The 11,931-nt window shown below is 58.4% G+C and carries 9 protein-coding genes and 3 pseudogenes; 6 read left to right on the forward strand and 6 right to left on the reverse strand.

Annotation, left to right across the window (positions count from 1 at the left end):
• Positions 1-6: 6 nt before the first annotated feature.
• Positions 7-159 (forward strand): annotated as a pseudogene (locus NKH83_RS10690) (ATP-binding protein); the annotation flags it as partial.
• Between the two features lie 266 nt (positions 160-425).
• Positions 426-782: a hypothetical protein gene (locus NKH83_RS10695; RefSeq protein ID WP_352453730.1), complete on the forward strand. Its 357-nt coding sequence runs from the start codon at positions 426-428 to the stop codon at positions 780-782.
• A 138-nt stretch (positions 783-920) separates the two neighbouring features.
• Here NKH83_RS10695 and NKH83_RS10700 read toward each other — a convergent pair whose 3' ends face one another.
• Positions 921-1,889 (reverse strand): glycosyltransferase family 10 domain-containing protein, encoded by a 969-nt coding sequence (locus tag NKH83_RS10700; protein ID WP_352493678.1) that lies wholly within the window; start codon positions 1,887-1,889, stop codon positions 921-923.
• A 548-nt stretch (positions 1,890-2,437) separates the two neighbouring features.
• On the opposite strand from NKH83_RS10700, the gene NKH83_RS10705 reads away from it, so the two are divergent.
• Positions 2,438-3,562 (forward strand): site-specific integrase, encoded by a 1,125-nt coding sequence (locus tag NKH83_RS10705; protein WP_352803901.1) that lies wholly within the window; start codon positions 2,438-2,440, stop codon positions 3,560-3,562.
• Between the two features lie 242 nt (positions 3,563-3,804).
• On the opposite strand, the gene NKH83_RS10710 is transcribed toward NKH83_RS10705, so the two are convergent.
• The gene (locus NKH83_RS10710; RefSeq protein ID WP_352648424.1) at positions 3,805-5,466 is read right to left on the reverse strand and encodes a tannase/feruloyl esterase family alpha/beta hydrolase; all 1,662 of its coding nucleotides are present in this window, start codon (positions 5,464-5,466) and stop codon (positions 3,805-3,807) included.
• 191 nt (positions 5,467-5,657) lie between these two features.
• Between NKH83_RS10710 and NKH83_RS10715 the strand changes: the two are divergent.
• Positions 5,658-5,975 (forward strand): annotated as a pseudogene (locus NKH83_RS10715) (integrase); the annotation flags it as partial.
• 2 nt (positions 5,976-5,977) lie between these two features.
• Here NKH83_RS10715 and NKH83_RS10720 read toward each other — a convergent pair.
• Entirely contained in the window at positions 5,978-6,235 is a 258-nt protein-coding gene (locus NKH83_RS10720; protein ID WP_352453904.1) for an aminopeptidase, read from the reverse strand.
• A gap of 56 nt (positions 6,236-6,291) precedes the next feature.
• Complete coding sequence (locus NKH83_RS10725) at positions 6,292-6,444, reverse strand: aminopeptidase (RefSeq protein ID WP_352453905.1); 153 nt, start codon at positions 6,442-6,444, stop codon at positions 6,292-6,294.
• Positions 6,445-6,777: 333 nt separating this feature from the next.
• Between NKH83_RS10725 and NKH83_RS10730 the strand changes: the two genes are divergently transcribed.
• Positions 6,778-6,900, forward strand: a complete 123-nt coding sequence (locus NKH83_RS10730) for a hypothetical protein (protein ID WP_352803906.1) — start codon at positions 6,778-6,780, stop codon at positions 6,898-6,900.
• Here the strand turns inward: NKH83_RS10730 and NKH83_RS10735 are convergent.
• Entirely contained in the window at positions 6,897-7,979 is a 1,083-nt protein-coding gene (locus tag NKH83_RS10735; protein WP_352803909.1) for a sensor histidine kinase, read from the reverse strand. The two genes, NKH83_RS10730 and NKH83_RS10735, sit on opposite strands and share 4 nt — an antisense overlap.
• A gap of 403 nt (positions 7,980-8,382) precedes the next feature.
• Positions 8,383-8,714: pseudogene (nadE, locus tag NKH83_RS10740) on the reverse strand (NAD(+) synthase); the annotation flags it as partial.
• 1,013 nt (positions 8,715-9,727) lie between these two features.
• Here nadE and NKH83_RS10745 point away from each other — a divergent pair.
• Positions 9,728-11,794, forward strand: a complete 2,067-nt coding sequence (locus tag NKH83_RS10745) for a carbamoyltransferase family protein (RefSeq protein ID WP_352803912.1) — start codon at positions 9,728-9,730, stop codon at positions 11,792-11,794.
• Positions 11,795-11,931 lie beyond the last annotated feature (137 nt).

The following is an 11,931-nucleotide window of genomic DNA, read 5'->3' on the forward strand; positions in this document are numbered from 1 at the left end:
GCATCAGAAGCATTCGCGGAGCCGACAATAGCCGACGCCATTCTCGACCGGATCATCCACAACGCCCATCGCATCACCCTCGAAGGCGACAGCATGAGAAAGCAAAAAACACCGCCGCCCTTGACCGGCGCCGAAAACGGCGAAATCAATCGCAAATGACTTCAACCAGGCAACCGAGCGCCGACCCCATCCTGCTGTCCGCGAATTAGTGAAACTGCTGTCCGCGATTTAGCGGAACGACTGTCCCGTTTTTGCGAAATACGCACGTCCGACGCAGCTTGCGTTGACAGAGGCGGTTTTACGCGCAGTTGCAATAGCACTTCCGCCGGCCTATTTTTGTGGAGTTCAATTGTGGTTCGGCCAAGGGCGCTTTGGGCGCCGGACCGGCCCCGTGTAAACCTCATTAAAGAGAGACGAACCCTGCCATGGAAGAATTCTTATCGCGCATCGCCACTGGTGCCGGCATCGGCCCGGCTCTCGCAGAGAAGGCCGTTGGGTTAATGCTGGGTTTCCTGCAACGCCACGCGGCCGACGGTCCCGTTGCGCGCATGATCGCGGCCATTCCCGGAGCTTCGGAATTAGTGGCGAAGTATCATGGCAACGACCCAGAGGGCGGAGGCGGCCTCATGGGGCTCGGCCAGCAATTGATGAGTGAGGGTCTCAGCATTCTAAAGATCGCCGCCATCGCCAACGAGACGATCGCCTTCGCCAAGGAACATGCCGGCGACGAACTCGTGGACGAGGTCCTCAATTCCGTTCCTGGCCTTCCCCAGTTCGTCTGATCAGCGGCAGCCGGGGGCGCATGACCTCGTGCGCCCGTGCCGGCCCGTCTGCGCAGGTAGGCATTCTCCGCCGAGCGCTCCGTACCGATCTCGCCAGACCACCAACCGCCGGGCACGCGAAGCGAGCGTTGGAGTACTTCATTCGTCTCTCCCAAAATCGACCGCAGGCGAACCGATGTGTATAACTTCCGGCGGTAAGGGTTTATCGTGAACGCTTTCGATGAAGCCCGCGAGATAAGCAAACGTATTGTATTTCTCAAGAACCAACCGCTTCGCCTCTTGTATTGCGCCGCGACGCTCCTTCCAGAGGTCCGAGTCGATGATTTCTTGAATTTTTTGGATTACGTTCTTGTCCTCTGGGTCAATCAGAACCATTGAGTCGGAAGGGAAGAACCTCGTGATTGCCGGGCTGCCGTAATAGATCGGCATTGTTTCAGCAACGAAGCAGTCCATAAGCTTCTCTGTAAAATAGTAATCAGCACGAGTATTCTCGAAAGCTATACTGTAACGGTACGGTGCGAGTGCGTCCCATTTATCTCCAATCAGCCGAAAACCTCGGCCGAACAGGTCAAAATCGAGCTCCTCTCTCAGCCGTTCCAGAAACGCCAGCCGATATCGATGCCCTTTAAGCAGGGCGATGTTACTGGTAATCCATGAGAGCCGAAGCGGCTTGTCCACGACTTCGCTGACCAGAAGTTGGTCATATGTCTTTGTTACAGACCAAGACCGAGTGATAGGTGGAGACAAAACGAATCGGCGCTCTGCATTCTGCCGAGCAGCCAGCTCTGCGTCAGACGTCAGGACGATGGTATTTTTCCCCTGCCCTTCATGAAATGCGCGATGAGCTTTCGTCGGCGGTTCGCCGATTGCAAAAATTGTCCTGTTTGGACTCGCCTCGATATCAACAGGGAGCCCAAAAATAGAAGCAGAGTTAAAGACAATATGCCAATCGGGCGCGAAGGATGTCCTGCGTACAAAAGCGACATTGTTCCAGATTCCACTGCCCTTTGGAGTGAGATGGTGGATTGCATCATCCAAAACGCCCCAAGAATCCAGACATGTAGCAACAATGGGCGCCGGACGTTCCGTCAACAATTTGGTCGACAAAGCAGTTCCACCCCATTCACTTCCGTTGGACCGGGAGCAACTCGTGCATCGGGCGCAAGACCTCTCTGCGCCTGAAATAGCTCGCGATCCTGATCGGTATCAAACACACGATTCTGTGCGACTTCGCGATTCTGTGCGACTTCGCGCCATTCGACAACTCATCTCTAAGACCGCGGGAATCCCTTCACTCGTGAAGGTACTCAATCGCCATTTCGGACGCCATTTCGGATTGCGGTAAGGTTGGGCAGCATAAACCTTCCGGGACCCGCTGTCGAGGCAATTGTCGCTTTGCACCTAACCAGGTTCTTCCTCACTTTGTGTGGTGATCAGGCCGGTTGAGTGGCAGCATGCGTGCCCTCTAAAATATGGAAGTTGACTACATTCTTATTATAAATCGGGATATACGACCAGTTTAGAGGCGGCTCGCCTCTCACAGGCGACGTTTGCAGCGGCGACGGCAGATCGAGATATTGGCGGGTTGATGCCGGGGCTTTGTCCGAAATCTGTGGTCCGATTTCGGACGAAGTGACTGTCAAGATGTCCGAAATATGCTACGAATTTCGGACAAGCTTCACACACAAAGCGCCGCGGCTTTGCCCGATATCATCGATATCGTCATGCAGATGGGCGATGCCGACCTAGCCTCGTCCCCTCCCCTTCCAGCCATTGCCAATCCCAGCCTGCCTGCGCAGCTTGAGGCGCTCGCCGGCCGCGCGCGCGATTATATCGAGGCGGCGAGTTCGGCCAACACGCGCCGCGCCTACGCAGCCGACTGGAAGCATTTTTCGAGCTGGTGCCGGCGCCAAGGCATCGAGATGTTCCCGCCCGATCCTCAGGTCGTCGGGCTCTATATCGCCGCCTGCGCGTCAGGTACGGCCACTGGCGACAGAAAGCCCAACACCGTTTCAACCATCGAGCGCCGGCTTTCGTCGCTCTCCTGGAATTGTGCCCAGCGCGGCCAGCCGCTGGACCGCAAGGATCGGCATATCGCCACGGTGATGGCTGGCGTTCGCAACACCCACGCCTCCCCTCCCCGGCAGAAGGAAGCGATCCTGCCCGAGGATCTGATCGCCATGCTCGAGACCCTCGACCGCGGCACGCTGCGTGGTCTGCGCGACCGCGCCATGCTGCTTTTGGGTTTCGCCGGCGGCCTTCGCCGATCCGAAATCGTCGGCCTCGACGTCGGCAGGGATCAGACCGAGGACGGGCGCGGCTGGGTCGAGATTTTTGCCGATAAGGGTCTGCTTGTCACATTGCGCGGCAAAACCGGCTGGCGCGAGGTCGAAATCGGCCGCGGCTCCTCCGACGCCACCTGCCCTGTGGTCGCTCTGCAGACCTGGCTAAGACTGGCGCGCATTGCGCACGGACCGCTGTTTCGGCGCGTTGCTGGTCAAGGCAGAGCCGTCGGTGTCGATCGCTTGAACGACCAGGAGGTCGCACGCCTGGTCAAGCGCACGGCGCTCGCCGCCGGCGTGCGCGGCGATCTGTCGGAGGGCGAACGGGCCAAGAAATTCGCCGGCCACTCACTGCGCGCCGGCCTCGCCTCGTCGGCCGAGGTCGACGAACGCTATGTGCAAAAACAGCTCGGCCATGCCTCCGCGGAGATGACGCGAAATTATCAGCGCCGGCGCGATCGTTTCCGCGTAAATCTCACCAAGGCGTCCGGGCTCTGATGCCCCCGTTTTGTCCGCTGGGATGAGGCGGTCAGATCTCAGGCGATAACAATTACCTCATCGAGCACAGCGAGCGCTGTGTCCAGACTATCGGCGGCCGACGCTTCGTAGTCAGGCATGATCATCAACTGCGTTATGGCACGGCCCACAAATTCCGGGTTTAGCTTTTCCAACCGATCCTTGGTCCGGGAGACCTGTTCCGGGAATGCGCGCAGATTGAAGCGAACAAATGACGAGGTCTCTTATCCTCGACACGAATAGCTCGCGATCTCATCGGGATTTCCCTTACCGCCATAGGCAGCTTGAGTGGGATAAGCGCAGATCGGCTGGTGCTTGCCGGGGAATGCCTTGCTGCCAGCCGCGAGAGAATCCGGAGCCTTGTCTTGGTTTATCCAGCCCTCGATGGCGGCCAAAGGATCAAAGTCGTCGAAGGCTTGGCCATCGCCGCAGTGGGTCATCCCCGGGATTATGAACATGCGCACGAAACGGCGAGCCGCTTCCAAATCGCCGCCGCTTGTGACCTCGACGACTTGCTTGTACCAGCGCACCAGATCGTTGGCTGAGAAGACCGGATCGGAAAGTCCCTGAAACAAGAGCAGCTTTCCACCGTGGGCAGCGAAGCTGGCGAGATACGTGCCGGTCGCATCATTGAGCTTGGCCGTATCCGCAACGCGTGCCGGATCCTTGTCGAAGTCGAACTTCAGGGGGTCAAAATTCGGCGCCGGGGGCGTCATGAAGTAGTATTGAAGCGAGCGGGCTCCCAGAACGATGTTATTTGCATCCGACTGGGAAGTGGGGGAATTGCCCAGCTTCCACATTCTCCAGTCCGCGCCCGCAACGCCCGTATCATATGGCCAATCGCTGTAAAGCTTTTCGCCATCGGAGCTTTCCGGACCCGCGAACGCGCGGCTCATGGCCTGCACTTGACCAGCCGTGAGGCAGCTGTCCGTCTTATCGCCTTGGCAGGACAGGACCTTTGGGTCGAACCGGCACTGCTGCCAGGCGTTGATGACGCCATCCTCAATGCCATCGCGGGCATCACAGGCAGCGAGAACCGCCTTGGCGACGATGTTCAGATCCTGCTGGGAGAAGGCGCGGGATAGAATGGGATGGCCGGCCTCATCCTTGGGAGCGATGCTCATGTACTGGCGAGTATCCCAGGCTTCGGCAATGTTGGCGGCACTGAGACGAAAACCCGGGCTACCTGCAACAATGCCGTCGAACTCGAGCGGATATCGCTGAGCCGCTATCAACGCCTCACGACCGCCATTCGAGCATCCCATGAACACCGACTTTTTCGGAGCCGCCCCATAGAACTTGGCAATCACCTGCTTCGAGACCGAAGTGACTTTGCCAATGGAGGCGTACGCAAAATCAATGCGTGCGGCTTGATCGACCCCGAAAGCCGGATCGGGGCTTGGGTGCCCGCCATCCATGCTTACAACAGCGTAGCCGCGCAAGAGCCCGGGAGCCGCGGTCGAGTTCCGGCAAGGAATGGTCCCGACGGCCGGCGCCAGGAAGCCATCAACTGCGCCGCCGCCCTGGAAAAGGAACATGTCGTTCCAGGTCGTCGGAAGACGCACCTCAAACCGGGTGCCATATGATTGACCATCGACCCCCTGGCGTTTCCCGATAACACCTCGGACAAGGCAGTGCCCGCCCACTTTTACCGCCTGAGGCGAGGCGCCGGTGAATGCAGTGAAGGGATCTGCGGGGATCTCCTGCGGCTTTTGAAGGCTAGCCTCGGTAAAGATCACGCTTGGAATTTTGAGCTTGGCGATGGACCGGCACGCCTGATCCGACGCGTTTGCCGCCAGTGCAGGCGCACATACACATATGATCGCCAAGATCAGTGCCAGCGTGCACCCGCGGTCCCGCAGCTTGAGCCCGTTAGCCAAGAACATACCCATCCTCCCTGGATGCGCCTGATAGCCCGAAAGCTGATCGCATTGGTAGCTAGTTGTGAGCTTTCAGTAGGTTGTCCATCCGGTCCGAACCGGGAAAGCTGAGATTGTCGAAGCTTCAGTGACTCCAGGGGGACCGGATGAACATCCATAAGAATACCGGTCTGACGCCGCTCGGTCGAGAGCGGATTTTTTGCGCCTGGGCGCGCCGGCAGCACCTCGAGGTGTTGCCGCCTGATCCGCAGACCGTCGGCCTCTACATCACGGCCTGTGCGTCCAGAAAGGTTACAGGAGACAAGAAACCAAACTCTGTGGCGACGATCGAGCGCCGTCTCTCCTCCCTGGCGTGGAATTATACGCAGCGTGGCGAGCCGCTCGATCGAAAGGACCGCCATATCGCCACCGTGCCCGCCGGCATCCGTAACAGCCACGCAAAACCGTCTGTGCAGAATGAGGCCATACTTCCCGAAGACCTGATCGCCATGCTGGAGACGGTGCTCCGCAAGACCCATCAGGTCGCCCCAGGCCAGAGCAACCGGCTCGTCCCCGGGGAGGACGAAACGGTCGACCACTCCGCTTGTTCGACTTGTGTTCGGGCGACTATCCCGGCTTCTATGCATCGCGCTTCGGCGCGGCGAGCTTTGTCCAACGCGCCAAGCCTTTGAACCGAATCGCTGTAGACGGAAGTCGCGGCGAGCTTCGCGTTGTTGATCGGAGCATCGAACCAGGCGTCGTATCCGCGGTATCCACCCCATCGTCTGTCGCGCAATCTGTTGGCGAGCGCGTCCTCAGCCGTTCGATCGCGGCCGTCTTTGCCGCAAACTATTATATGGCGGCCGCCGATGCCATTCGGGCGCGCAATATCTCAGGGGTTGAAGGATCGTCGATCAGTTTTCCGATGTCTTGGCGGGCCGCGATGATCTGCACATGACCCTGCAAAGATTGCGCGTAGTAGGAAATACTGGTGCAACTGGTCACCCCAGGCGTCAGGATAATCGTAGAACCAATCGAACGAATGCACGCATCGCGGTTTGCCTACAGCACTGCTCTCCTGTCCCGATAGCGCAAATTCGCGGTTACTCCGGCCACGAACAGTCGGACCAATTTTATTTGTAGGTTAGACCTTCGTCCTCGGCAAGATTGGCCAAGCGATGACTCGCTGCTGAATTGCCGGCCCGCGCGTGATGAGCGCGAAGGCGTCAGGTGCCCCCGCCGTCAAGACTCAAGCCGCAACGTAATCAGGCGGGAGTGCCTTCCGCTAGGTGGGGATGGACTGGCCGCCGAAGTCAGAAGCAGCAAGCCTGGAGCATAATGGAAGACCTCGACCATGTGAAGCAGGCCGTGAAGGGCGACCTAGCCTATTTGCAGGCACCTGCCCAAAGCCGCGACATGAAGCCAGCCGCCAGCCTGCCATGTTCGACGGCAATCGTTTAGCTTGCTGCCGCCGACCGCTTGAAAACGATGGTCACCTTCGTTCCTTTGTTGGCGCTGGACTCGACAGCTAGCTGCGCCTTGGCGTTCTCGGTCAGCGAGCGCGCGATCAGCGCTCCGAGCTTGCCTGGCTTGGGCCACACCTCGCCTTCCGGCAGGCCGATTCCGTCGTCCGCCACTATAACCCGGCAGCCGTCGCCATCGACGACGCTGTGCAGTGTTATCGTGCCGCCGTCGCGCCCCCGGAACGCATGCTTTAGTGAATTGGTCAGCAATTCGTTGACGACCAGTCCCGCCGGCATGGCGACGTTTATTGACACGGGATATGTATCCACCTTCATATCTAGGCGGATCCCCTCGACTGCATGCGAGCTCATCACCGCGGACGCGATCTGGCTGAGATAGACGCCAAGATCGACCTCCTCTTTCGGCTCGTCGGCCGTTAGCGTCTGGTAGAGGATCGCCAGAGCGTCGACGCGACCGGCAAGCCGCTCAAACCGTCTCCGGTCGGCCTCGGTTGCGTTGCGGCTTTCCAGCCGGATCAGTGCGGTGATCATCTGTAGGTTGTTCTTCACCCGGTGCTGCAGTTCGCGCAGCAGTGTGTCTTTCTCGCTGACAAGCTCCTCCACCGAGCGCTCATCTCCCGCCTCGCCATGGGCCGATACGTCGACCAGGGCCACCAGTCGGAAGCACACCTTGCCGTTGTCGTCTTCGATCACGTTCGAATAAACGTCGACGATCGTCGGCTTATCCTCGTTGCGTTCCAGCCTGTAGGTGCCGACAAAATCGGTTTCCTCGACCACGGCCTCGGCAAGTGGCCGGTCCTTCTGCTCGTGGAGGCCTTTGCCCAAAAGGGCTGCCCAGTTTGCTCGTGTGAGCCTGGCGGCCGTCAGGCCTGACAGTTTCTCGAATTCCGGATTGGCGTAGACCACGCGCTCTTCACCGGTAAGGTCCGAAACAGCTATGGCGATGGGCACCTGGTCAAGGAATTTTTTGAACTGTTCGCTTTCCAGTGCGGTTGCAAGCTCAGGTGTATCAAGCAACTGCTCGACCGCCTCAGCCTTCTTTGAATCCGATGTCATTTGCGCGCCTGTTTTGTGCGGATGATATCAACAATGCGGCGCGCCTGCCATCGCCAAAACTGGAGCTGCATCTCACATTTCGCATCACGCATCTGACAACAAGCTCTGCATCGCGTAGCGGCCGCATGTCTAAATTGCGACCGGCCGAAGGAGAGCGGCAAGGACCGGCTGCGATCCAGGTGCCTGGAACGTTGAGGCGGCGGGTCAAGTGGGTACGCTGCGGAAGATCGATAGAGCAGGCATTCAGGGAGAATGAGTTCGCGTGCTGGCCTCGGCGATACGTGCCGACACTGTCAACCTCATGACCGCATGCGGGCTGAAAGAGCAGCGCTTCGCTCCAGCGGTAATTCAGGCCGCTAGCTGCCTAACTGCGGCAAGCCCATCGATCGTGTATGTTGAGACGCTATTGCCGATGCCTAAATATCGAACCCGTCATGGCAATGGTTGTGACGGGAAGCGCTCGCTTATGGGCTGTGCTGGAATGCGCATGAAGTATGCGCCTGTGCGCCGCTTCGTTGATCTCTTGGCCTTCGAGGAAGTCGTCAATCTCATCGTATGTGAGACCGGGACGAGGTTCTCCAGGTCGGCGGTCGGAATCTTTTCAACAAGATCAGACGGAGCGCCCAGATACACTGCCAAGGCGCGAACTCTGCGCTTGGTCAGCCCGGAAAGAGGAAGAATGTCTGCGGCACCATCGCCGAACTTGGTGAAGAAGCCCATCAAGGCCTCGGCTGCTTCGAAGCGACTTCTGAAAAAGAAGTGTGGGTTTGCTCTCATACCCTTTGCTGAAAAATGTTGTGATAGAGCGCATGGAATGCCACGCGCTTCGAATCGGAGTAGCCATCTGGGAAGCCTGAAGCCCCTTTGAAGCGCATGTCCGGCAGCTATTCATAGCGTGGATGACTTTGATCGAAACAAACGATTTCATAACTCTTCGGAAATCTTGCATGGACAAAAGCACGTCCGCACCGGTCACCCATCCAAAGGAGAAAATCTTCCATGCGCCCTGACGTGCAGTGGAGGTCGTGCCGAGAAGTGAGTTGCAACTGGCCGATCATGCCGGCGGTTCGACGCTAGTCGTCCCCAATGTTCCTGAGCTGCGAAGTCTTGCAGGCGAGCCAGCTGCCCAGCGCGATTCTGCTTGTGGCGGGCTTTTTGCCGCAGGCAGTCCGCTCGTTTGGGCAGCGGATTGGAGACCCGGCCGGCAGCGCTACCATACAACATCAGCGCACTTTACATCTACGCGGTATTGCCGGGCTTCCAGTCGGTGCCATGTTTGGCCGACGAATGACGCGATGCGGCCTCCTGCACAAGCGAAGGCGTTATCGGATGTGCGACCGGGAAGCAGGCGGACAGTGCAGCACATGTCACTCGCCTGTGCGACGGTCTTTCGGGGAATGAAATCGGGCCAGTTCACGGCGCGGCATTATTCGTCAACAGCCGCCCCTTCGCAAGGATATAGGCAGCCCGCGTCACAAGTTCGTGCTGCAGATGAAAACGGCATCGCCGGCATGCAAGTCAGCAGCCGCTCAAGATTCGATGATCCAGCCAAGCTCTCGGCGTCATGGAACGGCAGGCGCCACGATCGAAGCATCTCATGTTGATTCAGGCGGACCCTTATGAGGCGTTCTTTGATGCCGGTGATGCCTGACAGGCGGTTGCAGCTGCAAGCGACAACGCGGCCTATTTAGTTGGAAACGGTCTGAGGCAGGCCAATTTGGCTTGCCCGTCACTATGTGGAGAAAGAAATGCTGTGTCTAGGAATTAGCGGCGGACTTGACCAAGTCCATGAAAACCGATTCGAGCTTCGGAACGCCTTTATGCACGATGGCGCCGCGGTGCTCGTCCGAGACGGACGGGTGATAGCAGCCGTCGAAGAGGAACGCCTCAATCGGATGAAACACTCCAACAAGCTCCCAATTCGTTCGATTCAATACTGTCTGTCAGCGGCGGGGGTTCAGCTCAACGACATTGATCGTGTCGCGCTCTACGCCAGCGAGCCCTATGCCAACGCCATGCTTGAAGGTATGTCCGCATCCCACCCGGACATTCTCTCCATTCCGTTGGATGCTAAAACGTTGGTGCAGGATCTGTTAACGCGTGAGTTCGGCACTAAGTTGGACAGTTCGCGTATTTCATTCGTAAGTCATCATCAGGCGCACGCCGTGAGCGCCTTTGCAATGTCGGGCTTCGAACAAAGTCTCATTCTAGCGATTGATGGCTCTGGTGATTTCCTATCGGGCCTCTTGGCGGTAGGGTCTGGCACAGAAATTACGCAACTCGAGGCTTTCCCCGAGAACAATTCTCTTGGGCTGTTTTATCTCGAGACGATCCGCTATCTCGGCTACGGCTTGTTCGATGAGTATAAGGTAATGGGACTCGCGCCCTACGGCGACCCCGCTCCCTATCGCGAGCTCTTCGAGCAGTTCTACGAGCTCTCCGCCAACGGCGGTGGCTACCGTGTTCACCTCGACCGCATCGGTCCGGCGTTGCTCCGCAATATCGAGGTCAGGCGAAAGGGAATGCCCTTCACCCAGCAGCATCGAGATGTGAGTGCGTCACTGCAGGAAGCGCTTGAGCGGATCGTGTTCCACATTCTCCGGCATCACCGTGAGGCCACCGGCATGAAGCGGTTGTGCCTGGCGGGGGGGGTGGCCCACAACTGCACGATGAACGGTAAGCTGCTGTATTCAGGGCTTTTCGAAGACATTTTCGTGCAACCCGCGTCTCACGACGCTGGCTGCGCATTGGGAGCTGCGCTGATAGTCTCTAACGAGATGGGCCGCCCCGCGCCGTGTGAGCGACTGCAGGAGGTCTATTGGGGTCCTGATCTCGGGAGCGAGCGCGCCGTGCAACAGGAACTGAATGCATGGGCCGGACATCTCGAGGTTGAACGCTCTGATGACGTGGCAAGCAGTGCAGCCGACTGGATCGCCAACGGCGCCGTGATCGGCTGGGTGCAGGGCCGTTCGGAGTTTGGGCCACGTGCGCTGGGCAACCGCAGCATTCTTGCCGACCCTCGGCCCGCCGCAAACAAGGACCGGATCAATGCGATGGTCAAGAAGCGCGAAGGCTATCGGCCCTTCGCGCCATCTGTGCTGGAGGAGGATGCGAGCGAATTTTTCGACCTCCCGGACGGCAAGCGCGAATTTCCATTCATGAATTTCGTCGTTCGCGTGCGTGACTCAAAGCGCGCCTTGCTCGGTGCCATCACGCACGTCGACGGTACCGCTCGCCTGCAAACAGTATCGCGCAACGCCAATCCCGCGTACTGGGAGGTCATCAATGCGTTCAAGAAGCGCACAGGCACTCCAATTCTGCTCAATACGTCCTTTAACAACAATGCCGAACCGATCGTGGATTCGGTTGCAGACGCGATTGCCACCTTTCTGACGACAGAGCTGGATGGACTTGTGGTCGGGCCCTTCCTGGTAAAAAAGCGGGCTGCAACGCTGCAGGATTGGACTGCGCTTGCGGTTTCGTTGCCGCCCTATGTGTCCCTCCATCAAACCCGCGCTTACAAAGCGCCAGATCGTCGGGAGACTCACTGCGAGATCAGCACGACCCACTTCAGCAGTGACAGCGTGCGAATTTCACACGACTTGTTTAATCTGCTGATGCGGATTGAGGGCGAGGCCATGTTGGGAGATCTCCTCAATACAATTGCGCCGGATCAGGCTAAGCGTGACGCTGTGATGGAGGGCCTGCGACGACTGTGGGAGCAGCGCCTCGTTCGGTTGCATCCCTCACAAGCTGCTCGCATGGATCAAGACTGCGATCAAACGCTGGACCAGCATAACAGGCTCTCAGCGTGATAGGGATGCCGCTATCCAAGCTCGGCGAATAAAGGTGTTCATCGACGCCGCCAGCCCCCTACCCCCCGGGGGGGCGGGGACATGAAAAACACGGTTGTTAATACACATAAATTTTGAAAACCCCCCCCCGCACAAAA

Source organism: Mesorhizobium sp. M0909, from assembly GCF_040319515.1.
In the GTDB taxonomy this organism is placed as follows: Bacteria; Pseudomonadota; Alphaproteobacteria; order Rhizobiales; family Rhizobiaceae; genus Mesorhizobium.

What these genes read in the sequence shown, in the direction of transcription:
- NKH83_RS10710 (WP_352648424.1), bottom strand. Translation starts at nt 5,466, where the DNA reads ATGTTCTTGGCTAACGGGCTCAAGCTGCGGGACCGCGGGTGCACGCTG.
- NKH83_RS10695 (WP_352453730.1), top strand. Translation starts at nt 426, where the DNA reads ATGGAAGAATTCTTATCGCGCATCGCCACTGGTGCCGGCATCGGCCCG.
- NKH83_RS10745 (WP_352803912.1), top strand. Translation starts at nt 9,728, where the DNA reads ATGCTGTGTCTAGGAATTAGCGGCGGACTTGACCAAGTCCATGAAAAC.
- NKH83_RS10730 (WP_352803906.1), top strand. Translation starts at nt 6,778, where the DNA reads ATGGAAGACCTCGACCATGTGAAGCAGGCCGTGAAGGGCGACCTAGCC.
- NKH83_RS10705 (WP_352803901.1), top strand. Translation starts at nt 2,438, where the DNA reads ATGCTACGAATTTCGGACAAGCTTCACACACAAAGCGCCGCGGCTTTG.
- NKH83_RS10735 (WP_352803909.1), bottom strand. Translation starts at nt 7,979, where the DNA reads ATGACATCGGATTCAAAGAAGGCTGAGGCGGTCGAGCAGTTGCTTGAT.